10 protein-coding genes are annotated in these 26723 nt (G+C 75.0%); 4 read left to right on the forward strand and 6 right to left on the reverse strand.

Annotation, left to right across the window (positions count from 1 at the left end; genetic code table 11):
- Window positions 1-299: 299 nt before the first annotated feature.
- Together AMK31_RS36515 and AMK31_RS36520 are read left to right on the forward strand one after the other, a co-directional pair.
- Window positions 300-2132: a glycoside hydrolase family 15 protein gene (locus AMK31_RS36515; protein ID WP_073945055.1), complete on the forward strand. Its 1833-nt coding sequence runs from the start codon at window positions 300-302 to the stop codon at window positions 2130-2132.
- A 38-nt stretch (window positions 2133-2170) separates the two neighbouring features.
- Complete coding sequence (locus tag AMK31_RS36520; RefSeq protein WP_073945056.1) at window positions 2171-3706, forward strand: amidohydrolase; 1536 nt, start codon at window positions 2171-2173, stop codon at window positions 3704-3706.
- A gap of 25 nt (window positions 3707-3731) precedes the next feature.
- Here AMK31_RS36520 and AMK31_RS36525 read toward each other — a convergent pair whose 3' ends face one another.
- A complete protein-coding gene (locus tag AMK31_RS36525) occupies window positions 3732-5087 on the reverse strand; it encodes a lysine N(6)-hydroxylase/L-ornithine N(5)-oxygenase family protein (protein ID WP_385312649.1) in 1356 nt (451 codons plus the stop codon).
- A gap of 54 nt (window positions 5088-5141) precedes the next feature.
- Between AMK31_RS36525 and AMK31_RS36530 the strand changes: the two genes are divergently transcribed.
- Entirely contained in the window at window positions 5142-6104 is a 963-nt protein-coding gene (locus tag AMK31_RS36530; RefSeq protein WP_073945058.1) for a methionyl-tRNA formyltransferase, read from the forward strand.
- Window positions 6105-6239: 135 nt separating this feature from the next.
- Complete coding sequence (locus AMK31_RS36535; RefSeq protein WP_073945105.1) at window positions 6240-7259, forward strand: iron-siderophore ABC transporter substrate-binding protein; 1020 nt, start codon at window positions 6240-6242, stop codon at window positions 7257-7259.
- A 72-nt stretch (window positions 7260-7331) separates the two neighbouring features.
- Here AMK31_RS36535 and AMK31_RS36540 read toward each other — a convergent pair whose 3' ends face one another.
- From AMK31_RS36540 to AMK31_RS36560, 5 genes are read right to left on the reverse strand one after another with little or no spacing between them, the layout of a single operon-like run.
- A complete protein-coding gene (locus AMK31_RS36540; RefSeq protein ID WP_073945059.1) occupies window positions 7332-10826 on the reverse strand; it encodes a non-ribosomal peptide synthetase in 3495 nt (1164 codons plus the stop codon).
- 19 nt (window positions 10827-10845) lie between these two features.
- Complete coding sequence (locus AMK31_RS36545; protein WP_274535995.1) at window positions 10846-18756, reverse strand: non-ribosomal peptide synthetase; 7911 nt, start codon at window positions 18754-18756, stop codon at window positions 10846-10848.
- Complete coding sequence (locus AMK31_RS36550) at window positions 18753-23330, reverse strand: non-ribosomal peptide synthetase (protein ID WP_079187089.1); 4578 nt, start codon at window positions 23328-23330, stop codon at window positions 18753-18755. Before AMK31_RS36550 ends, AMK31_RS36545 begins: the two co-directional genes overlap by 4 nt.
- A complete protein-coding gene (locus tag AMK31_RS36555) occupies window positions 23327-26503 on the reverse strand; it encodes a non-ribosomal peptide synthetase (protein WP_073945060.1) in 3177 nt (1058 codons plus the stop codon). The genes AMK31_RS36550 and AMK31_RS36555 overlap by 4 nt, the downstream gene beginning before the upstream one ends.
- Window positions 26503-26721 carry an MbtH family protein gene (locus AMK31_RS36560; RefSeq protein ID WP_073945061.1) on the reverse strand — a complete coding sequence of 73 codons (219 nt, stop codon included), beginning with the start codon at window positions 26719-26721 and terminating at the stop codon, window positions 26503-26505. Before AMK31_RS36560 ends, AMK31_RS36555 begins: the two co-directional genes overlap by 1 nt.
- Window positions 26722-26723 lie beyond the last annotated feature (2 nt).

Below are 26723 nucleotides of genomic sequence, written 5' to 3' on the forward strand. Positions count from 1 at the left end.
CTGGCACCGCGCCTCGCCGCGTTGTCGTCGGTCCCCGATGCGCCGCATCGGCTCCCTCCTCCGCCTTGCGATGCACGGCATCAGACGCCGCTCCCTGATCCGGCCTGATCGACGAGACACCCCCTAGCGCCCGGCGGGCGAGCGGTGGGGCCGCGGCCCGGCGGCGTCGCGGTCGGCTCCGGCCGGCGTGGAGCCGGGATGGGGGCCGGCTCGTGGACTGATCCATTCCGGGGGTCCGGCCTTCCTCGGCGCCCTAAGCTGGGAAACGCGTTGGGGCGGACCGTTCGAGGGAGGCTGCGATGGGCGAGGCACCGAGTGACGGCACATCCGGGGGCTCGCGCTATCTGCCGATCGCCGAGCACGGGCTGATCGGCGATCTGCGCAGCGTCGCCCTGGTCGGCACGGACGGCACGATCGACTGGTACTGCTGCGGCGCGTTCGACGCCCCGAGTGTCTTCGCGTCGATCCTGGACGCGGAGCGCGGCGGCTCCTTCCGGCTGTCGGCGGCCGGGCCGGCGAAGACCAAGCAGTTCTACTTCCCCGACACCAACGTCCTGATCACCCGCTTCTTCACCGAGGACGGCGTGGGCGAGGTGCAGGACTTCATGCCGATCCGGGGCGAGTCGGTCGAGGCCGAGCGGCACCGGCTGATCCGGCGGGTGGTGTGTGTCCGGGGTTCGGTCGTGTTCCGGGTGCGGGTGGCGCCGCGCTTCGACTTCGGCGCCCAGGAGCACACCCTGCGCATGGACGGCGACGTCGCGGTGTTCGAGTCGCCCGCGCTGTCGCTCGCGCTCACCGCGACCGTGCCCCTGGAGCCGGACGGCCCCGACGCGCAGGCGGAGTTCAAGCTGGCCGAGGGCGAGTCGGCGGTGTTCGCCCTGGACCAGGTCGGCGGCGACGTGTCGCCACGCCGGTGTCCCCGGATGGAGGCGGAGGAGCAGTTCGACGCGACGGTGAAGTACTGGCGGCGCTGGCTGTCGCAGTCCCGGTACCGGGGCCGCTGGCGGGAGATGGTGCACCGCTCGGCGCTCACCCTGAAGCTGCTCACCTACGCGCCGACCGGCGCGATCGTCGCCGCCCCGACGACCAGCCTGCCCGAGCAGCCGGGCGGCGAGCGCAACTGGGACTACCGGTATGTGTGGGTGCGCGACGCCGCCTTCTGCGTGTACGCGCTGCTGCGGCTGGGCTTCACCAGCGAGGCCGAGGCGTTCATGAACTTCGTGACCCGGCACATCAGTCCGGGCGACGGCCACGCCTCCGGGCCGCTGCAGATCATGTACGGGATCGACGGCCGCACCGATCTGACGGAGTGTGAACTCGGCCATCTGGAGGGGCACGAGGGCTCGGCCCCGGTCCGGGTCGGCAACGCGGCCGCCGAGCAGCTGCAGCTCGACATCTACGGCGCGCTGATCGACTCCATCTATCTGTACGACAAGTGGGCGCGGCCCATCTCCAGCGCCCAGTGGGACGACGTGTGCGCCCTCGTCGACTGGGTGTGCGAGCACTGGGACCAGCCGGACGAGGGCATCTGGGAGACCCGGGGCGGGCGCAAGAACTTCCTGTACTCGCGGCTGATGTGCTGGGTGGCGATCGAGCGGGCCATCCGGATGGCCAACCGGCGTGGCCTGCCCGCCGATCTGCCGCGCTGGCAGGCCTGCCGGGACACCATCTACCGGCGGATCCACAGCCGCGGCTGGTCGGAGAAGCGGCAGGCGTTCACGCAGTACGAGGACGGCGAGGTGCTGGACGCGGCGGTGCTGATGATGCCGCTGACCAAGTTCATCGCGCCGACCGACCCGAAGTGGCTGTCCACGCTGGACGCGCTGACCGATGAACTGGTGTCGGACTCGCTGGTCTACCGCTACGACCCCGAGGCCAGCCCCGACGGGCTGCGCGGCGACGAGGGCACGTTCTCGATCTGCTCGTACTGGTACGTCGAGGCGATGGTGCACGCCGGGCGGGTGGACGAGGCGCGGCTGGCGTTCGAGAAGATGCTCACGTACGCCAACCATCTGGGCCTGTACGCCGAGGAGATCAGTCACACCGGCGAGCAGCAGGGCAACTTCCCGCAGGCGTTCACCCATCTCGCCCTGATCAGTGCCGCGTTCAACCTGGACCGTGCCCTCGGCTGATCCGCCCGCGTCCTTCCACGTCCTTCTGGAGAGTTCGTATGACGAGCCTCGACGGCGTCCCGCGCCCCCGCACGGCCGGGCACGCCCCCGTGGTGCCCGCGTTGACGCTGACCGGGGTGCGGCTCGGTGCGGGCGGCCCGGCCGGGGCGCTGCGGATCGCGGGCGGCCGGATCGTCGCCGTCGCGGCGGACGCCGAGGACCTGGGGACCGGCGCCGGGGAGAGCGTCGTCGACCTGGCGGGGCGGGTGGTCCTGCCGGGGCTGGTGGACGCCCATGTGCACGCGGCGCAGTGGGCGAGCGTGCGGCACCGGCTGGATCTGTCGCAGGCGGACTCGGCGAGCGCGGTCGCGCGGGCCGTACGGCGGCGGGCGGCCGAGGCGGCGGAACCGGAGGTGCTGATCGGGTACGGCTTCCGGGACGGGCTGTGGCCGGACGTGCCGCACCGGTCGCTGCTGGACGCGGTGTGCCCGGACCGGCCGGTCGCGCTGGTCAGCGCCGATCTGCACGCGGCCTGGCTGAACTCGGCGGGCCTCGCGCTGGTCGGGCGCGGCGGGCATCCGACGGGGGTGCTGCGCGAGCACGAGTGCTTCGCGGCGGTCGCCGCGCTGCCCGAGGTGCCCGTGGACGTCCTGGACCGCTGGGTCGCCGAGGCGTGCCGGGCGGCCGCCGCGCGCGGGGTCACCGGCCTGATCGACTTCCACTACGCGGACAACCTCGGCGACTGGGGCCGGCGCGCCGCCGCCGGGCCGCTCGCCGTGCGGGTGGACGCGGCGGTCTACCCGGAGCACCTGGACGCGGCGATCGGGCGCGGCCTGCGCACCGGCGACGTCCTGCCCGGTACCGGGGGTCTGCTGCGGATGGGCCCGCTGAAGCTGTTCACGGACGGCTCCCTCAACACGCGCACCGCGCTGTGCTGCGACCCGTACCCCGGGCTGGAGGGCACCGAGGAGGCGTACGGCATCGAGCAGACGCCGTACGAGGAGCTGGTGCGGCTGATGCGGCGGGCCGCCGGGCACGGTGTCGAGCCGGCCGTGCACGCGATCGGCGACCGGGCGAACACCCTGGCGCTGGACGCCTTCGCGGCGGTCCGCTGCCGGGGGCGGATCGAGCACGCCCAGCTGCTGGCCGCCGCGGACGTGCCGCGCTTCGCGGAGCTGGGGGTGACGGCCGGGGTGCAGCCGGCGCACGCCCCGGACGACCGGGACGTGGCGGACCGGCACTGGGCCGGGCGCACCGGGCGGGCCTTCGCGTACGGCGATCTGCTGGCCGCCGGGGCGCGGCTGGAGTTCGGCTCGGACGCCCCGGTCTCCCCGCTGGACCCGTGGCTGGGCATCGCGGCGGCGGTCAGCCGAACCGGCGACGAGCGGCCCGCCTGGCATCCGGAGCAGCGGATCCCGCTGCGGGCGGCGCTGACCGCGGCGGCGCGGGGGCGGGCCCTGATCCGGGTCGGCGATCCGGCCGACCTGGTGGTGCTGGACACGGACCCGCTCACCGCGGACGCCGGCACCCTGCGGGAGATGCCCGTGCACGCCACCCTGCTGGGCGGCCGCTGGACGCACGGTCCGCTCGCCTGACATCCCCCTTCCGCGTGCCTGCCCGTCAGAGGCCGGCCGCGCGTCGCGCCAGCAGGGAGCGGTGGATCTCGCCCGCGCGGATCGCCGTGGTGGACAGCAGGGTCGAGGTGAGTCCGTGGGTGTGTTCGGTGCTGCCCTGGAGGTAGATGCCGGCGGCGACGTCGGGGGCGGTCTCCACCAGGTGGTCGCGGGTGACGCGCAGGGCGTCGCCGTCGTCGCGGAGGCAGACCTTGGCGGCCTCGCCGAGCAGGGCGGCGGGGTCGCGCGGGCGGTAACCGGTGGCGTGCACGAGGAGGTCGGCTCGGAGGGTCCGCTGTTCGCCGGTGGGCAGGAACTCCACGCCGACTTCGAGCGAGCCGTCGGCGCGGGTGCTCACCTCGCGGATGCGGGAGACGTTGAGGAAGCGCAGCCGCTCCCGGCCGGTGACCTTCTCCTGGTAGGCGGTGGCGTACAGGGACTCGATGAGGTCCATGTCGACGACCGAGTAGTTGGTGGAGCGGTGGTAGTCGAAGAGGGACTGCTTGACCTCGGCCGGGGCGGCGAAGTACACGTCCACCGCCTCGGGGTCGAAGATCCGGTTGGCGAACGGGCTGTCGTCGGCGGGGGTGTAGCCGTACTTGGCGAAGACCGCGCAGATCTCGGCGTCGGGGAAGGAGCGGTGCAGGTAGTCGACGGTCTCGGCGCCGCTCTGCCCGGCGCCCAGGACGATCGCGCGGCGCACGGGGGCCCGGGTGGCGGTGAGTTCGGCCACCCGGGGCAGTAACTGGCTGTTGTGCCAGACGCGTTCGGTGAGGGTGACGCCGGGCGGCACATGGGGTTCGAGGCCGACGGCGACGCTGAGGTTGCGGGCGCGGCGGGTGACGGTTCCGCCGGCGGGATCACGGCAGACGACGTCGAAGGCGGTGACGGTCCCCGTCTCGTCGCGGACCGGTTCGATGGCGGTGACCTCGTGGTCGTAGGCCACCTGGTGGCGGACCCGGGCGGCGGCCCATTCGAAGTACTCGTGGAACTCCACGCGCAGCGGGAAGAGGGTCTTCTGGTTGAGGAAGTCGATCAGCCTGCCCTTCTCCCTCAGGAAACACAGGAAGCTGAAGTCGCTGGCCGGATCGCGCAGGGTGACGAGGTCTTTGAGGAACGACACCTGCATGGTGGCGTCGTCGATGAGCATGCCCCGGTGCCAGCCGAACCGCGGCTGGCGTTCCAGGAACAGGGAGTCGAGCCGGCGTTCCGCCGGAAGGCCCGCGTTGTGTTCCTCGATGGCGATGGCCAGTGCCAGATTCGACGGACCGAAACCTATTCCGAGGATGTCGTGGATGCTGTCCGAGTCCGATCCCTTGAGCGGTGATTTCACCGTGGCATCGCCTCCCTCAGGCAGGCACATGTTAGATAAGGTAAGCCTTACCTTGCAACGGAGCCGCCGAAGGGGAGCACCTTCATGCGCGTCGTCATGTTCGGGTACCAGACCTGGGGTCACCGCACACTCCAGTCCCTGCTGGACTCCGACCACGAGGTCACCCTCGTGGTCACCCACCCCAGGAGCGATCACGCCTACGAGAAGATCTGGGACGACAACGTCGCCGAACTCGCCGAGAAGAACGACCTTCCCGTCCTGCTGCGCAACCGCCCCGACGACCCGGAGCTCCTGACCGCGCTGCGCGAGGCCCGCCCGGACATCATCGTCGCCAACAACTGGCGCACCTGGCTGCCGCCGGAGGTCTTCGACCTGCCCCCGCACGGCACCCTCAACATCCACGACTCGCTGCTGCCCGCCTACGCCGGCTTCTCGCCCCTCATCTGGGCGCTCGTCAACGGCGAGGAACGGGTCGGCGTGACCGCGCACCGGATGAACGGCGAACTCGACGCCGGGGACATCCTGATCCAGCGCGCGGTGCCGGTCGGCCCCGCCGACACCGTGACCGACCTGTTCCACCGGACCGTCGGCCTGATCGCCCCGATCGTGCGCGAGTCGCTGGACCTCATCGCCTCCGGCAAGGACGCGGGGCTGTGGCAGCCGCAGGACCGCAGCCGGGCGAGCTTCTTCCACAAGCGGTCCGCGCGGGACAGCCTGATCGACTGGAACTGGCCCGCCGAACGGCTGGAACGCCTGGTGCGCGCCCAGTCGGACCCGTACCCCAACGCGTACACCTTCCACCGCGGGCAGCGCCTGCGGATCGTCTCCGCGGCGGTCTCCGAAGGCCGTTACGGCGGCACTCCGGGCCGCGTCTTCATCCGCGAGGGGGACGGTGTGGTCGTCGTGGCGGGCGCGGACGCGCACACCGGCAGGCACCCCGGACTGCTGATCCGGCGGGTGCGCACGGACGACGGCACGGAGTACGCCGCCACCGACTGGTTCCGGACGATGGGCGGCTATCTGACGAGCCAGCCCGACGAGCACTGATCGGCTGCTGATCGGTCGTCAATTTGTACGGTCGGCAACGCACTTGACCGCAATCCGTTGCTGAGGCAAGGCTTACCTTGCTTAACTGACGGCCGTACACATCTGCCCGCACCTGGCGGAAAAGGGGCGTTGTACATGACGAGACCGTTCCTGAGGACCCTGATCGTCCTCTCCCTGGCCGCCGGACTGGCCGCCTGCGGTTCCGTGGAGGACGACGAGGAGGGCGGCGCGGCGCCGGGCGGGTCCGGGGCGGGGTCCTCCTCCGCCGCGTTCCCGGTGAGCATCAAGCACAAGTTCGGGACCACCGAGATCGAGCGGGCCCCGGAGCGGATCGTGGTGATCGGCGACGGCGGCACGGACGACGTGGACGCGCTGTACGCCCTCGGCGTCCACCCCGTCGCCATGTCCAAGGACGCCTTCGCCGCGGACGGGATCCACCCGTGGCTGAAGGACAAGGTGGACACCGAGCGGACCAAGCTGCTGGACACCATGAACGGCGTCGACTACGAGGAGGTCGCCGCCCTCCAGCCGGACCTGATCCTCGCCACCTCGGACTTCCAGCTGGACAAGAACTACGACAAGCTCGCCGCGGTGGCGCCCACCGTCGGCTTCGAGACGGAGTGGGGCCGGCAGACCTGGCAGGAACACGTGCAGGTGGTCGGCAAAGCCGTCGGCAGGGAGGAGAAGGCCGAGCAGGTCGTCGAGGACACCGAGGCCGCCATCGCCAAGGTGAAGGAGAAGCATCCGGCGCTGGCGGGCAGGACGTACAGCCTGTCCATCGGCAACACACCCGCCAAGATCTTCACCATCGCCTCCGAGGACGACTTCGCGGCCAAGCTGATGGGCGAGCTGGGCCTGCGTCTGACCCCGTCGGTGACGGACATCAAGACGGTCAGCGGCAGCCCCACCGGGGAGCTGTCGTTCGAGCAGCTCGACAAGCTCGACGCCGACCTGGTGATCATCGCCTTCACCACACCGGAGCTGAGGAAGGCGTTCGAGGCGAGCACGCTGGTGAAGAACATGGGCGCCGTGCGCGACGACCGTTACGTGGTCACCGACGTCTCGACCATCAGCCAGCTGCGCAGCCCGTCCGCGCTCGGCATCCCGTGGGCGCTGGACAACCTGGAGCCCGGTTTCGCCAAGCTGGACCGATAGCCGTCAACCCCAGGGGGGAGACGGGGCGGCGGGGTGCTCGACACGCACCCCGCCGCCCCGTCGTGCACGGCCCTACGCGTCGCGCAGCGCGGAGTCGACCTCCTCCGCCGACATGGTCTCGATCTCCAGGTGGATCGCGGCCACCTGTTCGAGGCGTCCCGGGGTCTCCTCCTCCGCGGCGAGGCGTTCGGCCATGCCGCCCGCCGTGAGACCGGCGAACAGGGAGCGGACGGTGACCTCGGAGGTGTCCAGCGCCTCCCGCAGCCGGGCCACGATGACGGTGGCGAGCACCGAGTCGCCGCCGAGGGCGAAGAAACCGTCGTCGAGGCCGACGCGGTCCGCGCCGAGGACGTCCGCCCACACCCGGGCCACCACCGTCTCCAGCGCGGTGCCCGGGGCCCGGTGCGCGGGCTCCTCCGCGCCCGCCTCCCACAGCGCGCGGACGGCACGCCGGTCGAGCTTGCCGTTCGCGGTGAGCGGCAGCTCCCCGGCGACGGCGATCCGCGCGGGGACCATGTGCGGGGGCAGCGCCTGCCGTACCCAGTCCCGCAGTTCGCCCTCGGCCGTGCCCGGGGCGGCGGTCACCGCGGCGGCCAGCTGGACGCCGGGCCCGCGAGTGAGTCCGGCCACGGCCCGGCGTACGGCGGGATGGCGGGCGAGGGCGGCCTCCACCTCGCCGGGTTCGATCCGGAAGCCGCGCAGTTTCACCTGGTGGTCGCGGCGGCCCAGGAACTCCAGGGAGCCGTCGGGCCGGTACCGGGCGAGGTCGCCGGTGCGGTACCAGCGGGTCCCGTCGCGCTCCACGAACCTGTCGGCGGTCCGCGCCGGATCGCGCCGGTAGCCGAGCGCCACGCCGTCCCCGCCGATCCACAGCTCCCCGGGCACCCAGTCCGGGCAGTCCCGGCCGCGCCCGTCGACGACCCGGCAGCGCACGTTGCGCAGCGGGGTGCCGTACGGCACCGACCGCCAGTGCGTGGGTACCCGGCCGTCCGTCACCTCGCAGACGGTCGAGTGGATCGCGGTCTCGGTGGTGCCGCCGAGCCCGGCGAACCGGCAGCCGGGGGCCCGCTCGGCGAGCCGGGCCGGCAGGTCGGTGCCCACCACGTCGCCGCCGAGCAGCACCGCCCGCAGCCCGGCGAGTTCGCCGGGGCCGGTGGCGAGCAGCAGCATGTCCAGCAGCGGCGGCACGCAGTTGAGGAGGGTCACGCCGTGGGCGTGCACGAGGTCGACCCAGTGGCGTGCCTCGCGCCGGTCGTCCTCGTCGACCAGTACGACCGCGCCGCCCGCGCCGAGCAGCCCGAACACGTCGTAGACGGAGAGGTCGAAGTCGAGGGCGGACAGGGCGAGAGCGCGGTCGTCGGCGCCGACCGCGAAACGCTCGTTCAGGTCGTCGAGGGTGTTCACGGCGGCCCGGTGCGGGATCTCGACGCCCTTGGGTTCGCCGGTGGAGCCCGAGGTGAACAGCACATAGGCGACCTGCTCGGCCTCCCCCGGCACCGGCTCCGCCAGCGGCGCGTAACCGCATGCCTCGGCGACCGGCAGGGCGTCGGCGCCGTCGAACGGGCGGCCGTCGGTGAGGGCGACGGTGAACCCGGCGGTGGCGGTGATGCGGGCGCGGCGGGCGGGCGGCTGGTCGACGCCGACCGGGACGTAGGCGCCGCCCGCGGCCAGCACCCCGAGGACGGCGGTGATCTGGTCGTGGCCCTTGGGCAGGGCGACCGCGACCGTGTCGCCGGGGCGTACCCCGCGCGCCACCAGGGCGGCGGCACAGCGCAGCGCCCGGTCGGCCAGCTCGCCGTAGGTCATGGCCCCCTGCTCTCCCCACAGCAGCGCCGGTGCGCCGGGGTGCTCGGCGGCGCGGGTGAAGAAGGCCTCGTGCAGCAGGCGCCGGGCGCGCGGGCCGTCGGTGGCGTTGACGGCGGCGCGGACCGCACGCTGGTCGGGGGGCAGCAGTTCGGGCACGGGCCGCTCCCAGACGGTGTCGTCGGTGCCGAGCCGGGTGACGAGCCCGTGGAACGCGGCGAACATCGCGTCGACCAGTCCGGGCGGGAAGGCGTCCTCGCGGACGTCCCAGTTGAGCAGCAGTCCGCCGTCGACCTCGGTCACCTGGGCGTCGAGCAGCACCTGCGGGCCCTGCGAGACGATCCACACCGGCTCGCCGAAGCACCGCCGCACGCCCGTGTCGAACAGCTCGCCCAGGTTCAGCGCGCTGGTGAACACCACGGGGGCCAGCACCTGTTCGCCGCGGTGCCGGGACAGGTCCCGCAGCACCTCCACGCCGGAGTGGTCGGCGTGGGCGGCGTCGGTGTGCATCCGGTCCTGGAGGCGCCGGGCGTGCGTGGTGAACGGCGCGTCGCCGGTGAGGTCGACGTCGAGGAGCACCGAGCTGGTGAAGTCGCCGACGAGCAGGTCGACGTCGGGGTGGGAGCCCCGGCGGTCGAACATCGGCACGTTCAGCAGGAAGCGCTGCCGTCCGCCGAACGCTGCCAGCGTCTCGGCGAAGGCCGTCGCCACCGCCATGGCCGGGGTGAGGCCGTGCCGGTGGGCGCGGGCGGTGAGCCGGTGCTTCTCGCCGGGCGGCAGCCAGTGGTGGCGCCGGGTCACGCGGGTGGGGTCGGCGCGCTCGCCCTCGGGGACGAGCGGCAGGTCGGGCGCGCTGGGCAGGTCGGGGACGCGGCGCCGCCACCACTCGCCCGCCTGTTCGCGGCTCAGCCGCCGCACCTCGGCGCGTTCGGCCAGGTAGTCCGGGTAGGAGGTGCGGATCGGCGGCAGCGGCGCGGCGGGGGTCTCGTAGAGGGCGGCCAGGTCGGACATCAGGATGCGGTAGCTGAGCGCGTCCGCGGCGAGCATGTCGACGTCGACGTGCAGCCGGGCCCGTCCGTCGGGCAGCAGCGACAGGTGCACCGCGAAGACCTCGCCCGCCTCGATGTCCAGCCGGGCGTGCGACAGCGTCTGCCGCAGTTCCTCCAGCCGGACGGCGGCCGCCTTGTCGTCCAGGCCGCGCAGGTCGTGCACGGTGGTCGCGGGGCGGGTGAGCGCGGGCAGGATCTCCTGCCGTCCGTCGTCGGTGAACCGGGCCCGGAGCATGGCGTGCCGGTCGGCCAGGGCGCGTACGGCGGTGTCGAGGCGGCCGGGGTCGAGGCCGGGTCCGTCGAACTCGACGTAGAGGTGCGCGGCGACGGACCCGAGGGCGGTCTCGTCGCCGCGGCCGATCCAGTAGGCGTGCTGCATCACGGCCAGCGGGAACGGCTCGCCGGGCGCCGTGCGGGGCGCGGTGCCCGGTGCCGTGCCGGGGGCCGGGGCCGGGCGCGTGGGCTCGGGGTCCGGGGCGCCGACGGCGGGGATGTGCGCCTGGAGCAGGGTGCGCCAGGCGCGCAGGGTCGGTTCCTTCGCCAGCTCGGCGAAACCGACCCTGACGCCCTGGCGGCGCCAGCCGCCGGCGATCCGCATCAGGGTGATGGAGTCCAGGCCCCAGGCGATGAGGCTGTCGTCCTCGCCCGGCGGGGTGTCGAACGTGTCGGTGACCGCGCGGAGCAGTTCGTCGGCGGTCGGGGGTTGTTGCGTCACCGGTTCCTCCGCTTCTGCTTCAGAAGTCGTCGTGCTCGCCGGGGTGGGTGCCGAGGTCGTCGAAGGCGTGCGCGAAGTCGTCCAGGTCCTCCTGGGTCACCTCGACCAGGGGGAGGTCCGAGGGGGTGAGGCCGCCTCCGGGGGCCGTCCGTGCGTGCCGGACGAGTCCGGTCAGCGCCTGCCGCCAGGCCGTGAGCAGGCCGTCCGCCTCCCCTGTGGTGAGGAGGGCGGCGGGCCAGGCGGCCGAGACGTGCAGCCGGACGCCCGTCGGGTCCTCGACGGCCACGGCGTCGAGTTCGAGAGCAGCGGCCGCGCGGTCCGGGCGTATGCGCAGCATCGGCGCCTCCGGGGCCAGTTCCCAGGGTTCGCCCGAGACGTCGGCGGAGGCGGTGAACCGGCCGAGGTAGTTGAAGGTCACCTGGGGCTGCGGCAGTTTCTCCAGGGCGGGCGCGGTGTCGGGGTTGAGGTGGCGCAGGAGGCCGTAGCCGAGGCCCTGGCCGGGGACGGCACGAAGTTGCTCCTTGACCCGTTTCAGGGCGGTGCCCGCGGCGGGGCCGCCGGTCAGGGCCTCGTCGAGGTCCAGCGGGCCGGGGTCGACGGCGACCGGGTGGTAGCCGGTGAACCAGCCCACCGTGGCCGACAGGTCCACGCCCTCGGCGATCTCCTCGGCCCGCCCGTGGCTCTCGACGCCGACGAGCAGGGAACGGCCCGCCAGGTCGCCGCGTTCCTCCCGCCGGGCGGCGACCGCCAGGGCGAGGGCGGTGAGCAGGACGTCGGGGACGTTGGCGTGATAGGCGGCGGGCACGGTGGTCAGCAGCGGGGCGGTGATCTCGTGCGGGAGCACCAGGGTGCTCTCCCGTACCGGACCGGCCGAGTCGGGGGTGTGGTCGAACAGAGGGCGCGCGCCCTCCAGCACGCCGGTCCACCAGGGCAGTTCACGCACCCGCTCGGGGCTTCGGGCCTCCTCGGCCAGCAGGCGGCTCCAGGTGCGGAAGGAGGTCCCGGCGGGGGCCGGCCGGGGCCGCTCCCCGGCCCTGACGGCCTGCCAGGCCTCGGCGAGGTCCGCGCCGACGATCCGCCAGGAGACTCCGTCGACGGCCAGGTGGTCGGCGACGAGCAGGAGCCGCGCCCCGTCCGGCCACCAGACGGCCTGGAGCATCCGCCCTGCCGACGGGTCGAGGCGCCGGACCGCGTCCGCCAGCCGCGCGTCCCGCTCCCCCTCCGACAGCCCGGCCCGGCTCAGCAGCTCCCCGGCCCGTACGGTGCCCTCGCCGGGGACGACGAGCCGGTCCCCCACCCGCCGTGCCCGCAGCATGGCGTGCCGGTCCAGGACGGTCTGGAGTACGACGGTGAGATCGGCCTCCGTGAGGCCGGGCGGGGTCACCAGGAGGACCGCCTGGGCGAGGCGGCCCCGGTCGGCCGTCCAGCGCATGACCGGCGTCAGCTCCAGCTCGCCGACCGGATCGTCGGCGACGACGGAGGCGGAGGCTGAGGCTGAGGCGGAGGTGCCGGGCGCGGGGGTGTCGGTCACGCTCGCGGCGAGTCCGGCGGGGGTGGGGGTCTGGAAGACCTGGCGCGGGCCGATCGGGATGCCCGCCTTGCGGGCCAGGGTGACCAGCCGGATGGAGACGATGCTGTCGCCGCCCAGCTCGAAGAAGTGGTCGTCCACGCCGACGTGCCGCCGCCCGAGCACCGTCGCGAACAGTTCGCACAGCCGGCGCTCCCGGTCGTTCGCGGGTGCCCTGCCGGCGGCGGACCGCGGGGCCTCGGGGGCGGGGAGACGGGCGCGGTCCACCTTGCCGGAGGGCAGCAGCGGGAAGGCGTCGAGGGCGGTGAGGGTGGCGGGCACCATGTGGTCGGGCAGCCGTTCGCGCAGCCAGTCACGCAGGGCGGGCAGGGCGTCGGGGGGTGCCAGGCAGTAGCCGGTGAGCCGTTCGACGCCCGGGGCGTCCCGGCGGAGCGCCACGACCGCGCGGCGCACGGCGGGGTGCTGTTCGAGGACGGCCTCGATCTCCTCCAGCTCGACCCGCATGCCGCGGATCTTGACCTGGTGGTCGGCGCGGCCCAGGAACTCCAGGGTGCCGTCGCGCCGCCAGCGGGCCAGGTCGCCCGTGCGGTACAGCCGCTCCCCCGGCGGGCCGAACGGGTCGGCGACGAAGTGGTCGGCGGTGCGGCGCGGGTCGTTCACATAGCCGCGGCCCAGGTAGACGCCGCCCGCGTACAGCTCGCCGGGCACGCCGACCGGGGTGGGCCGGAGCCGGTCGTCGAGGACGTACAGGCGGGTGTTGCCGTTGGGGCGGCCGATGGAGACGGCGCTGCGGATGGCGCCGGTGCGGTAGACGACGTGGCTGACGCCGATGGTGGCCTCGGCGGGACCGTACCCGTGGTACATCACCGCCGGGCTGAGGGCGCGGAAGCGGGCGAACAGTTCCGGGGTGAGGACCTCGCCGCCGCACCACACGTGCTTGAGGGAGGCCGCGCGCCGGGCGAAGCCGTCCTGTTCCAGCAGCAGGTCGAGCATCGAGGACACCAGGTAGGTGAAGGTCACCCGGTGCCGTTCGACGGTGTCGAGCAGCTGGTCGACGTCGCGTTCGCCGCCGGGTTCGGCGACCACCACCCGGCCGCCGTTGACGAGGGGCAGGAAGATCTCGTTGACGGAGATGTCGAAGCCGAGCGGCGCCTTGAACAGGGCCGCGTCCCCGGTGCCGAAGCCGAGCAGTCCGCGCTGCCACAGCAGCCGGTGGGCGATGGCCCGGTGCCGGATCATCGCGCCCTTGGGGACGCCGGTGGAGCCGGAGGTGTGGATGACGTAGGCGAGCCCTTCGGGGTCGACGGCGACGTCCGGGCGGGCGGCGTCCGGCACGGGCCCGCTGAGGTCGACCTCGACGACGGGCGGACCGCCGTCGCCGAGGGCGTCGCCGGTGCGTCCGAGCACCGCGGTGAGGGCCGCGCCGCGGCACACCTCTGCGATCCGGCGGGCGGGCCAGTGCGGTTCGAGCGGCACGAAAGCGCCGCCCGCCTTCAGCACCGCGAGCAGCCCGACGACCATCTCCACCGACCGTTCCAGGTGGATGCCGACCCGGCGTTCGGGGCCGACTCCCAGCCGGATCAGCCGGTGGGCGAGGGCGTTGGCGCGGGCGTCGAGTTCGCCGTACGTCAGCCGGGTGCCGCCCGGCACGCCGTACTCCACGGCGGTCAGGTGCGGGGTGGCGGCGGCCTGTTCCTCGACCAGTGCGGTGAGGGTGGTCGACGGCATGGGGTGGGCGGTGTCGTTCCACTCGCCGAGCAGCAGGGAGCGCTCGCGCGGGGTGAGGACGTCGGCGTGGCGCACGGGCCGGTCGGGGTGCCGGGCCAGGTCGGCGGTGAGGCGGACCAGCCGTTCGGCCAGGTCCTCGGCGCTCTCCCGGTCGTACAGCGCGGTGCTGTAGACCAGCGACCCGTCGATGCCGCCCGCCTCCGGGTGTTCGAAGAGGTGGAAGGCGAGGTCGGTCTTGGCGGTGTGGAAGCCGACGCGGTGCTCGGTGAGGCCGAGTCCGGCGAACTCCCGGTGCGCGGCGGGCGCCTGCTGGTGGGCGAGCATGACCTGGAAGAGGGGGTGGCGGCCCATCGAGCGGGCGGGTGCCAGGGCGTCCACCAGCCGTTCGAACGGCACGTCCTGGTGGGCGTAGGCGTCCAGGTCGGTCTCGCGGACCCGGGCGAGCAGTTCGCGGAAGGTGGGGTCGCCGGAGAGGTCGGTGCGCAGGACCAGGGTGTTGACGAAGAGGCCGACCAGGTCGTCGAGGGCGGGGTCGGCGCGTCCGGCGACCGGGGTGCCGAGGGGGATGTCGTCGCCCGCGCCGAGCCGGCCGAGCAGCACGGCGACGGCGGCCTGGAGGGTCATGAACACGGTGCCGCCGCCGGCGGCGGCGAGGTCGCGCAGGGCGGTGTGGACGTCGGCGTCGAGGGTGAAGCCGACGGCGTCGGCGGCGTGGTGGTGGACGGCGGGGCGCGGTCGGTCCACGGGGAGCTGGAGTTCCTCGGGGAGGCCGGCCAGCCGCCGGGTCCAGTGTTCGAGTCCGTCGTCGGGGAGCCGCCGCTGCCAGAGGGTGTGGTCGGCGTACTGGACGGTGAGCGGCGGCCAGGCGGGCGCGGTGCCGGTACGGCGGGCGGCGTAGGCGGTCTCCAGGTCGGCGAGGAGCGGGTCGGCGGACCAGCCGTCGGTGGCGATGTGGTGGACGAGCAGGAGCAGTACGTGGTCGTCGGGGGTGAGGGCGTAGAGGGTGGCGCGGACGGGGAGTTCGCGGTCGAGGGCGAAGGGGCGGGCGGCGGCCTCGCGGAGGAGGCCGTCCAGTCGCCGGGGGTCGGCGGGCACGGTCTCGAAGGGCACGTCCGGCGGGGGCAGGACGTGCTGGCGGGGGGTGCCGTCGTCGTCGGGGTAGACCGTGCGCAGCGTCTCGTGCCGGGCCACGACGTCGTTGAGGGCGGCCCGCAGGGCGTCGGGGTCGAGGGGGCCGGTGAGCCGGTACGCGGTGGGGACGTTGTAGGTGGGGCTCGGGCCCTCCAGCCGGTACAGGAACCACAGCCTGGCCTGCGCGGACGACAGCGGGAGGGGGTCGGGGCGCACGGGTGCGGGCCGCAGGGCGGGCCGGTCCCGGGCGGGGGTGCCGGCGTCCAGGAGCGGGGCGAGCGCGGCCGGGGTGGGGGTGTCGAAGACGGCCCGCAGCGGCACGGTGACGCCGTGTGCGGCGCTCAGCCGGTTGACGAGCCGGGTGGCCAGCAGGGAGTGGCCGCCGAGGGTGAAGAAGTCGTCGTGGACACCGACGGACGGCAGGCCGAGCAGGTCGGCGAAGAGCCCGCACAGGACGGCCTCCGCCGCGGTGCGGGGCGGGGTCGCGGTGGTGAGGGCCGCGAGGTCGGCGGCGGGCAGCGCACGGCGGTCGAGTTTGCCGTTCGGGGTGAGCGGCAGCGCGTCGAGGAGTACGACGGCCGCGGGCACAAGAGCGTCCGGGAGCGTCGCCGCGAGGCGCTGCCGCAGGTCCGCGGGGGCGGGCCGGGCGCCGGGCAGCGGGACGGCGTAGGCCACCAGCCGGGGCTGACCGTCCTGGTCCCGGCTGACGGTGACGGCGGCCTGGGAGACGCCGGGCAGGGCGGCGACGGCGGCCTCCGTCTCGCCCGGCTCGACCCGTGTGCCGCGGATCTTCACCTGGTCGTCGGTGCGGCCCAGGAACTCCAGTGTGCCCCGGCCGCTCCAGCGCACCAGGTCGCCGGTGCGGTAGAGGCGGGCGCCGGGCGGGCCGAAGGGGTCGGCGACGAACCGTTCGGCGGTCAGCGCGGGCCGGCCGAGGTAGCCGCGGGCCAGCTGGACGCCGCCCAGGTACAGCTCTCCCGGCACGCCGGGCGGGACGGGGCGCAGCAGGTCGTCGAGGACGAGGGTGCGGGTGTTCCAGACCGGGCGGCCGATGGGAACCGAGCCGCCCGGTGAGCGGGTGCCCTCGGCGCACGGCCAGGCGGTGACGTCGACGGCGGCCTCGGTGGGCCCGTACAGGTTGTGCACCTCGGTGCCGTCGAGGAGCCGGGCGCAGCGTTCGGCGAGTTCGGCGGGAAGGGCCTCGCCGCTGCAGATCACGCGGCGCAGGACGCCTCGGGCGCGGGCGGCGGCGGGGTCGTCGAGGAAGGCCCGCAGCATCGAGGGCACGAAGTGCGCGGTGGTGACCCGGCGGGCCTCGATCAGCTCGGCGAGGTGGGCGGGGTCGCGGTGGCCGTCGGGGCGGGCGAGCACGAGCGTGGCCCCGGTGATCAGCGGCCAGAAGAACTCCCAGACGGAGACGTCGAATCCGGCCGGGGTCTTCTGCAGGACGCGGTCCTCGCGGCCGAGTCGGTACGTCTCCTGCATCCACAGCAGCCGGTTGACGATCGCGGCGTGCGGGACGACGACCCCTTTGGGGCGGCCGGTGGAGCCGGAGGTGTGGATGACGTAGGCGGGGTGTTCCGGCCGCAGGGGCGGGTGGAGGTCGGCGGGGTCCGCGTCGGCGAGGCGTCGTCGGGTGCCGGGGTCGTCGAGGAGCAGCAGCGGTGCCGGGGCCGGTGCGGGGAACGGGTGGCCGCCGGTGGTGATGATCAGGGCGGGGGCCGTGTCCTCGATGAGCAGCGCCAGCCGTTCGGCGGGGTGGGCGGGGTCCAGGGGCACGTAGGCGCCGCCCGCCTTCAGCACGGCGAGCAGGGCGACCACCAGGTCGGGGCCGCGTTCCAGGGCCACGCCGACCCGTCGCTCGGGGCCGACGCCGTGCGCGGTGAGCAGCCGGGCGAGCCGGTTGGCGCGGGCGTGCAGGCCGGCGTAGTCGCAGGCGTTCGGGGTGGTGTCGGTGGCGAGGGCGACGGCGGTCGGGGTGCGGGCGGCCTGCCGGGCGAGGAGGTCGGTGAGGGTGACGGCGGGGACGGGGCGGTCGGTGGCGTTCCACTCGCGCAGGACGCGGTCCTCCTCGTCGTCCGACGTCAGCGGCAGCCGGGAGACCGGGAGCGCGGGGTCGGCGAGCGCCGCGGCGAGCAGGGTCTCCAGCCGGCGCAGGAGGCGGTCGACGGTGTCGGGGGTGAACAGGCCGTCGCGGTGGGTGGCCTCGACGCGCAGCCGGCCGCCGGTGAGGAACGCCTCCAGGGAGAGGTCGAACTGGGTGGTGTCGTTGTGGACCGTCTCCCACTCGGCGTGGACGCCGGGCAGGTCCGGCCCTTCGAGGCCCTGGGTGAGGAAGAGCAGCATGACGTCGAACCAGACGGCCCGGCCGGGCTGCCGGGGCGGGCGCAGTTCCTCGACGAGCCTGTCGAAGGGCATGTCCTGGTGGGCGTAGCCGTCGGTGCACACCCGCCGTACCCGTTCGACGAGTTCGGCGAGACCCGGGTCGCCTTCGAGGTCGGCGCGCAGGGCGAGGGTGTTGCCGAAGTTGCCGACCAGCTGGTCCAGTCCGGCGAGGTCGCGGTGCATGACGGCCGAGCCGATCGGGATGTCGGTGGCGCCGGTGGTGCGGTGCAGCAGGGCCGCCAGCGCGGCGAACAGCACCATGAACGGGGTGGCTCCGGCGGTGCGGGCGAACGCGGTGAGCCGGTCGGTGACGTCGGTGGCGAAGGTGTGGTGGCGGCGGCCGCCCCGCGCGGTGGGCCGGGCCTCGCGCGGGGCGTCGACGGGCAGGGCGAGCGGGGCGGGCGGCGGGACCAGGTGGGCGCGCCAGTGGCCGAGGTGCGGGGCGAGCCGCGCGTCGGTCCAGGTCTCGCGCTGCCACAGCGCGTAGTCGGCGTACTGGAGGGGCAGCGGGGCGAGGCCGGACGGCGCCCCGGTGAGCGCGGCGCGGTACAGGGCGCCGAGATCGCGGGAGAGCGCGTTGAACGTGCCGCCGTCCCAGGCTATGTGGTGCACCGTCAGGACGAGCGTGTGGTCCTCGGGTGTGCGTCGTATCAGCAGGGCGCGCAGCGGGTGGTGGGCGGCGAGGTCGAAGGGGGTCGCCGAGGCGGCGCGGGCCAGGTCGTCGGCGCGCCGGTCCTGCTCCTCGGCGCCGAGCCCGCCCAGATCGGCCGTCTCCCACACCGTCTCCGTCACCGGGTCGACGACCTGCTCGGGCGTGCCGTCGGAGCCGGCCGGGTAGCGGGTGCGCAGCACCTCGTGCCGGTCGGCGAGGCCCCGCAGGGCGGTCCGCAGGGCGTCCGCGTCCAGCGGGCCGCGCAGCCGGATGGCGAGGCAGACGTTGTACGCCGGGCTGTCCGGGTCGAGCTGCTGGAGCAGCCACATCCTCGACTGGGCGTACGACAGCGGCAGCGGGCCCGCGTCGGCCGGGCGGCGCGGGATGGGCCCGGAGCGAGCGGGTGTGTTCGCCAGGCCGGCGCTCTCCAGCCGGCGGCGCAGCAGTTCCCGCTTGCGGGCCGCGAGGTCGGCCGCGATGTCGGCCGCGTCAGGTGTCCGCGTCACTGGTCTCCGCCTTTCCGCAACTGGTGCGCAGACAGCTGGTCTTCGAGCGGCCGGGCTTCGAGCGGCAGCTCTTTCAGCAGCAGGTCGAGGGTCGCCGCCCACAGCCCGGCGAGCCGGTGGACGTCGGCCTCGGTGAACAGGCGGCCGGGCCACTGCCAGCCCACCTCCAGGACCGGGCCCGCCGGGTCGCGGCCGTCCAGGAGGACCGCGTCGACGGTGAGGGCGTGGGTGACCGGTGTGCGGGGGTCGGCGGTGCCGCCCGCGGCGCCGGTCTCGGGTGCGCTGGTGAACAGGGCGTCCGTGCGGTCCGGGCGTTCACCGAGGGTCATCCGGCCGAGGTAGCCGAACTCGATCTGGGGTTCGGGGAGTTCGGCGAGGCGACGGGCGGCGGCGCCGGGGGCGAGGTGGCGCAGCAGGCCGTGGCCGAGGCCCTGGTCGGGCGGGGCGGCGAGCTGGTCGTGGACGCGCCGCACCTGGTCGGTGCCGGGCGGGGCGCCGGGGTCGAGACGGACGGGGTGGGTGCTGGTGAAGCAGCCGACGGTGCCGGAGAGGTCGGCTCCGGGCAGGAGGTGCTCGGCGCGGCCGTGCGAGGCCAGCTCGACGAGCAGGGAGCCGCCGTGGGTGGGGACGGCGAGGGCCAGCGCGGTCAGCAGGACGTCCCGCACCGAGTGGCGGGTCAGCGGGACGGTGATGTCCGGGCCGAGGGTGATGGTGTGGCGGCGCAGGGTGGCCCGGGTGTCGAGCACGGGGTCCGGCGGGAGGGCGCCGAGGGGAGGTTCGGGACGGCCGAGGATGTCCTCCCACAGCGGGAGTTCCGGCGTCCGGCGCCGGGCCTCGGCGTGCGAGAACGCCGCCCACTCCGCGAAGGAGGTGACGGGGGGCGGGAGTTCGGCGCCCTGCCAGGCGGCGGCGAGGTCGGCGGCGAGGACGCCCCAGGACGCCGGGTCCGTGACGGTCTGGTGGAGCGCGACGAGCAGCCGTCCCTCGCGGTGCGGGCCCGCGTCGAACCAGCGGAAGCGGGCCATGGTTCCCGTCTCCGGGTCCAGTGCGGCGGCCAGTTCGTCGAGGGCGCCGGGCACCAGGGCGGCCGTCGCCGGGTGGTCCAGGTGGGCGGCGTCGGTGCGCTGTACGCGGTCGGCGGCGCGTACGGCGCCCACGGGTGCGGCGCGCAGCCGCCAGGTGCCGTCCGGGTCCCGGAGCAGGCGGGCCCGCAGCAGCTCGTGCCGGTCCAGGACGGCCTGCACGGTGCGGTGCAGGCCGTCCAGGTCCATGCCGGGCGGGGTGCGCAGGAAGCGGGCCTGGGCGAGGCCGCGCAGCGGGGTGCCGCGTGCGACGAGGCGGGCGAGGGCGGGGGTGAGCGGGATGTCCCCGGTGCCGGGCGCGCCGGTCCGGGCGGCAGCGTGCCGGGCCGGGGCGTTCCGGGCGGTGTCCACCCGTTCGGCGAGCCGCGCCACCGTCCGCCGTTCGAACACGTCGCGCGGGGACAGCGTCAGCCCGGCGGCGCGGGCCTGGGCGACCAGCCGCATGGAGACGATGCTGTCGCCGCCGAGGGTGAAGAAGTCGTCGTGCACGCCGAGGCCGTCCAGGCCCAGCACGGTGGCGAACAGGTCGGCGAGCCGCCGCTCGGTGGCGGTGCGGGGCGGCTGCGCGGCCGGGCCGGCGGTGCGGGCGGGGGCGGGCAGCGCGGCGGTGTCCAGCTTGCCGTTGCGGGTGAGCGGGAAGCCGTCGACCGGCACGATCGCGGACGGCACCAGGTAGTCGGGCAGCACGGTGGCGGCGGCCCGGCGCAGCAGCTCGGCGGTCCGCGCGGCGGGCGGCGCCGGGGGGGCCGGGACGACGTAGGCGACGAGGCGGCGGACGCCGGGGGTGTCCTCGCGGACGACCACGGCGGCGCGTTCCACCAGGTCGTGTCCGAGCAGTACCGCCTCGATCTCGCCGGGTTCGATCCGGTAGCCGCGGATCTTCACCTGGTCGTCGGTCCGGCCCAGGCACTCGACCAGGCCGTCCGGTGTCCAGCGGGCGATGTCGCCGGTGCGGTACATGCGGGCGCCGGGGCGGCCGGAGAACGGGTCGGCGACGAAGCGGCTCGCGGTGGCGCCGGGGCGGCCCAGATAGCCGCGGGCCAGGCCCTCCCCCGCGATGTACAGCTCGCCGTCGACGCCGGTGGGCACGGGGTTGAGGTGGCCGTCGAGGACGTAGAGGCGGGCGCCCGCGACGGGGTGGCCGATGGCGGGGCGGTCGGTGCGGGCGAGGTCGCAGTCGGCGGAGTCGACGGTGCACTCGGTGGGGCCGTACAGGTTGTGCACGGTCAGCCCTTCGGTGGCGCGCAGGGTGCGCCACAGGTCGGGCGGTACGGCCTCGCCGCCGACGCCGAGCACTTTCAGCCCGGCGCGCCAGCCGTCGCGGGTGACCAGCTCGCCGACGAGGGACGGCGAGAGCTCGATGAACTCGATGCGGTGCTCGGCGAGGAAGCCGCGCAACGCGTCGGGGTCGCGGCGCACCTCGTCGGGCACCAGGTGCAGTTCGTGCCCGGCGAACATCCACAGCATGGGCTGCCAGGAGGCGTCGAAGAAGACGGGCCAGGCGTGCCCGACGCGCAGCGGGCGCCCGCCGGCGGCGGTCGAGGCGGGCGTGAACAGGGCGGCGCCGTGGGCCGCGAAGAGGTTGACGATGGCCCGGTGCGGCACCACGACGGCCTTGGGGCGGCCGGTGGAGCCGGATGTGTGGATGACGTAGGCGGGGTGTTCGGGGTGCGGGGGCCGCGCGGGGTCGGTGGGGTCGGCGTCGGCGAGGCGGCGCCGGGTCCCGGGGTCGTCGAGGAGCAGCGTGCGGACGCCGTCGAGGCGGGGCCGGGTGGCCGTCGTGGCGAGCAGGGCGACCGGACGGGTGTCGTCGAGGATCCCGGCGATCCGTTCGGCGGGCCAGGCCGGGTCGAGCGGCAGATAGGCGGCGCCCGCCTTCTGGACGGCGAGCAGGGCGACGAGCGTGTCCGGGGTCGGTGGCAGCGCGAAGGCGACGACGCGTTCCGGTCCGGCCCCGGCCTCGGTCAGCAGCCGGGCCAGCCGGTTGGCCTCGGCGTTCAGCTCGGCGAACGTGGGCCGCCGGCCGGCGCCCACCACGGCGACGGCGTCGGGTGTGCGGGCGGCCTGCGCCTGGAACACCTCCGGCAGCGTGGGCCGCGGCACCGGCAACGGCGGTCGCTCTCCCGCCGCGAGCAGCGCGGCCCGTTCCGCGGGTTCGAGGGCGTCCAGTGCGGCGAGCGGCGTGCCGGGGTCCGCGAGCAGCGCGTGGAGGAGCCGTTCGAAGCGGGCGGCCAGCCGTTCGACCGTGCGGCGGTCGTAGCAGTCGGGGCGGAACTCGAAGACGACGCCGAGCCGTTGTTCGTCCAGGACGGCCAGGGTGAGCGGGTAGTGGGTGGCGCCGCTGCCGGTGACGTCCACGATCCGCAGTCCGGAGGCCGCCTCGGCGCGGGCGACGGCGGCCTGGTCGACCGGGTAGTTCTCGAAGACCATCAGCGTGTCGAAGAGGTCTCCGGCGCCGGCGAGCCGCTGGATCTCGGTGAGACCGAGGTACTGGTGGTCCATCAGCCGCGCCTGCTCGTCCTGGAGGCGGCGCAGGAAGTCGCCGGCCCGCTCGCCCGGCGGCAGGGTCACCCGTACGGGCACGGTGTTGATGAACAGGCCGATCATCGACTCGGCGCCGGCGAGTTCGGCGGGCCGCCCGGCGACGGTGGCGCCGAACACCACGTCGTCCCGGCCGGTGAGCCGGGCCAGGAGCAGCGCCCACAGTCCCTGCACGACGGTGTTGACGGTGACGCCGTGGGCGCGCGCCGACTCCCCGAGCGCCCGGGTCGTCTCCTCGCCGAGCCGCAGGGTGTGCAGCTCGGGCGGCACCGGCAGGAGTCCGGCGGGCGCCGGCGCCAGCAGGGTGGGGGCCGCCCCGGCCAGGGCGTCGCGCCAGGCGTCCGCGGCGGCCTCCCGGTCGCGGGCGGCCAGCCAGGCGAGGAAGTCGCGGTACGGCCGGACGGCGGGCGGCGGTGCGGCCCGGCCGGGGTCGAGCCGGGCGGCGTACAGCTGGAGGAGTTCGCGCACCAGCAGCGGGACGGACCAGCCGTCGAGGAGCAGATGGTGGTTGGTGACGACCAGCAGCCGGCGGTGGGTGCCGAGGCGGGCCAGGGTGAAGCGCAGCAGGGGCGGGTCGGTGAGGTCGAAGCGGGTGTCGGTGCCGGCGGTGACGGCCGCCTCGCGGGTGGCTTCGTCGGCGGTGGTGAGGTCGGTCTCGGTCCAGTGGACGGGGACCTGTTTGAGCACCACCTGCACCGGTTCGTCGACGTCCTCGTGGAGGAAGGCGCCCCGCAGGTTGGCGTGCCGGGCGAACAGTTCCTCGGCGGCGGCGCGCAGCGCGGCGGAGTCCAGCGGGCCTTCGAGCTCCACCAGGGTGCGCATGGTGTAGACGTCCTGGGCGCCCTCGTCGAACAGGGCGTGGAACAGCAGGCCCTGTTGCAGCGGGGACAGCGGCAGGACGTCCTCGACGAGGGAGCCGTCGTCCTCGGGGGCGGCGGGCTGCGTGCTCATCGGTTCCTCCACCTCGCCTTGACCTTGTCGAGCTGGGACGGGCTGAGCGAGACCAGCGGTGTGCCGGTCGCGGTGAACTCCTCGGGGGCGGGCCCGCCTTCGGGGGTGGCGGCGGTGCTGGCGAGGGCCGCGGGGGTGCGGTGGGTGAAGACGTCGCGCGGGGTGAGGGCGAGCCCCGCGCGGCGGGCGCGGTCGGCGAGCCGGACGGAGACGATGCTGTCGCCGCCGAGGGTGAAGAAGTCGTCGTGGACGCCGACCTGTCGGAGCCCCAGCACCTCGGCGAAGAGTGTGCACAGCGCCTTCTCCGCCGCGGTGCGCGGCGGGTCGGGGACGCTGTCGCGGGTGAGGTCGGGGGCGGGCAGGGCGCGCCGGTCGACCTTGCCGCTGGGGGTGAGCGGAAGGGCGTCGAGGACGACGACGGCGGACGGTACGAGGTGGCCGGGCAGCCGCTCGGCGAGCGCCCGGCGCAGGCCGGCCGGGTCGGGGGCGCGGCCGGGTTCGGGGACGGCGTAGCCGACCAGGTGCCGCCCGGCCGGGCCGTCCTCGCGGGCGGTCACCGCGGCCCGGCGCACCCCGGGCAGGGCCCGCAGGGCGGCCTCGGTCTCGCCGGGTTCGACGCGGAAGCCCCGGATCTTCACCTGGTCGTCGGCCCGGCCCAGGAACTCCAGGGTGCCGTCGGCACGCGGCCGGGCGAGGTCGCCGGTGCGGTAGAGGCGGCTGCCGGGCGGCCCGTAGGGGTCCGCGACGAACCGTTCGGCGGTGCGGGCTGGCCGGCCGAGGTAGCCGCGGGCCAGTCCGTCCCCGGCGAGGTACAGCTCGCCGGTCGCGCCGGCCGGTACCGGCCGCAGGAAGGGGTCGAGGACGTGGGCGCGCGTGTTGGCGACGGGGTGTCCGAGCGGCACCGGGTCGTCGCCGTCCGCGCAGACGTGGAAGAGGCTGTCGCCGGCGGCCTCGGAGCAGCCGTAGAGGTTGACCAGGCGGGCGTCGGGCCAGCGCCGGGTGATCGCCGCGGCGAGGTCGGGGGTGAGGGGTTCGCCGCTGGATATCCAGGTGCGGACGGAGGCGAAGGCGCCGGGTGGGGCGGTGTCGACGAGGGTGGCGTACAGGCTGGGGACGGCGGTGAGGAGGGTGACCCGGTGGCGGTCGGCCAGCGCGGCGAGGGCGGCCGGGTCGCCCGCGTGGTCGTCGTCGGCGAGGGCGACGGGTTCGCCCGCGACGAGGGCGCCGAGCAGTTCGGTGAGGCCGTCGACGAAGCTCAGGGGGCTCTTGGAGAGCCGTACGCCGTCCTCGCTCAGCTCCCGTCCCCAGGCGAGCCGGTTGGCGAGGGCCCGCTGGGTGCCGACGACGCCTTTGGGGCGGCCGGTGGAGCCGGAGGTGAACAGCACGTAGGCGGGGTGGTCCGGGGAGAGGGGCGGGGGCGGGCGTAAGGGGGCACCCGGGGGCGTGGCGTCGGGCGGGCACACCGAGTCGGCGTCGAGGGCGAGGCGTCGGGCTGTCGCCGGGTCGGACACGGTCAGGCGGGGGCGGGCCTCGTCCAGCATGAGGGTGATGCGGTCCCGCGGGTAGGCCGGGTCGACGGGCATGCAGGCCGCGCCGGCCTTGAGGACCGCGAGGAGTGCGGTCACCAGGTCGGGGCGGCGGGGCAGGGCGACGGCGACCACGGACTCGGGTCCGGCGCCGCGGGCGGTCAGGGCGGCGGCCAGCCGGTCGGACCGGGCGTCGAGTTCCGCGAAGGTGAGCGTGCCGGTGCCGTGCAGCACGGCGGGCGCGTGCGGGGTGCGGGCGGCCTGCTCGGCGAAGAGGGCGCGGACCGTGGGGTGCGGGAGGGGGCGGGTGGTGTCCCGGGCGGGAGGCGGGGGTTCGCCGGCCGCGAGCCGGGCGACGGGGCGTGCGGGGTCGTGGGGGAACTCCCGCAGGAGGCCGGCGAGCCGGTCGGCGAGGCCGGTCACCGTCGCCCGGTCCAGGACGGCCGGCTGGTACGCGAAGGTCAGGGTCAGCCGGGGGCCGGGCAGCGCGGTGAGGGTCAGCGGGTAGTGGGTGGCGTCGAGCACGGAGACGTCCGTCAGGCGCAGGTCGTCGAGGGCGCGGGCGATGCCCTCCTCGTCGATCGGGTAGCTCTCGAAGACCAGCAGGGTGTCGAAGAGGACGTCGTGTCCGGCGGCGCGCTGGACGTCGGCGAGGCCGAGGTGCCGGTGGTCGAGCAGCGCGGACTGCTCGGCCTGGACGCGGGCGAGCAGGCCGGCGAGCGGTTCGGCGGGGCGCAGCCGTACCCGTACGGGGAGGGTGTTGATGAACAGGCCGACCATCGACTCGATGCCGGGCAGGTCGGCGTCACGGCCGGAGACGGTGGCGCCGAGGACGACGTCGGTGCGGCCGGTGCGGTGGGCCAGGAGCACCGCCCACAGGCCTTGGAGCACGCTGCTGACGGTGACTTTGTGGGCGCGGGCGGCGGCGGTGAGGGCGGCGGTGTCCGGTTCGGAGAGGGTGACGACGTGCCGTTCGGGCGGTTCGGGCGGCCGGTCGCGGGCGGCGGGGGCGATCAGGGTGGGTTCGTCGAGGCCGGCGAGGGCGGAGCGCCACGCGGTGCGGGCGGCCTCGCGGTCCTGGCGGGCGAGCCAGGCCAGGTAGTCGCGGTAAGGCCGTATCCGGGGCAGGGCGGCCGGGTCGCCGCCGGAGCCGTACAGCTGGAACAGCTCGCGCACCAGGAGGGGCGCGGACCAGCCGTCCCAGAGCAGGTGGTGGGAGGTGAGCACCAGCCGGTGGTCGCGCTCGCCGCAGGTCACCAGGTGGAAGCGGAGCAGCGGGGGGCGGGCCGGGTCGAACCGCTCCTCGCGGTCCTCGGCGAGCAGCCGTCCGAGGGCGGGCGGGCGCTCGTCCGGTGGGCGGGTCGTCAGGTCGGTGACCCGCCACGGGGTGCGGACCGCGCCGGGGATCACCTGGACGGTGCGCCCGGACCGCTGGGTGCGGAACGCGGCCCGCAGGTTGGCGTGCCGGTCGAGCAGCGCGGAGGCGGCCGTGCGCAGCCGGCCGGGGTCGAGCGGTCCGTCGAGGCGGAGGACCGTCTGCCCGGTGTAGACGTCCCGGGCGTGCCGGTCGTACAGCGCGTGGAAGACCATGCCCTCCTGCGTCGGGGACAGCGGGAGGACGTCCTCCACGGCCGGGCGGGCCGCCATCAGGCGTCGGCCTGGCGCATGGCCTCGGCGAGGCTGCGCGGCCGCATGTCCGTCCAGTGCCGTTCGACGTAGTCCAGGCACGCCGTGCGGCTGTCGGGGCCGTGCACGCCGGTCCAGCCGGCGGGGACGGGGGCGAAGTCCGGCCACAGGGAGTACTGGCCCTCGTCGTTGACCAGGACGCGGAAGACGCCGTTGTCGTCGTCGAACGGGTTGGTCATGG

It is taken from the genome of Streptomyces sp. TSRI0107, from assembly GCF_001905845.1.
Classification (GTDB): Bacteria; Actinomycetota; Actinomycetes; order Streptomycetales; family Streptomycetaceae; genus Streptomyces.

What these genes read in the sequence shown, in the direction of transcription:
- AMK31_RS36515 (WP_073945055.1), top strand. Translation starts at nt 300, where the DNA reads ATGGGCGAGGCACCGAGTGACGGCACATCCGGGGGCTCGCGCTATCTG.
- AMK31_RS36520 (WP_073945056.1), top strand. Translation starts at nt 2,171, where the DNA reads ATGACGAGCCTCGACGGCGTCCCGCGCCCCCGCACGGCCGGGCACGCC.
- AMK31_RS36525 (WP_385312649.1), bottom strand. Translation starts at nt 5,087, where the DNA reads ATGTGCCTGCCTGAGGGAGGCGATGCCACGGTGAAATCACCGCTCAAG.
- AMK31_RS36530 (WP_073945058.1), top strand. Translation starts at nt 5,142, where the DNA reads ATGCGCGTCGTCATGTTCGGGTACCAGACCTGGGGTCACCGCACACTC.
- AMK31_RS36535 (WP_073945105.1), top strand. Translation starts at nt 6,240, where the DNA reads ATGACGAGACCGTTCCTGAGGACCCTGATCGTCCTCTCCCTGGCCGCC.
- AMK31_RS36550 (WP_079187089.1), bottom strand. Translation starts at nt 23,330, where the DNA reads ATGAGCACGCAGCCCGCCGCCCCCGAGGACGACGGCTCCCTCGTCGAG.
- AMK31_RS36555 (WP_073945060.1), bottom strand. Translation starts at nt 26,503, where the DNA reads ATGGCGGCCCGCCCGGCCGTGGAGGACGTCCTCCCGCTGTCCCCGACG.
- AMK31_RS36560 (WP_073945061.1), bottom strand. Translation starts at nt 26,721, where the DNA reads ATGACCAACCCGTTCGACGACGACAACGGCGTCTTCCGCGTCCTGGTC.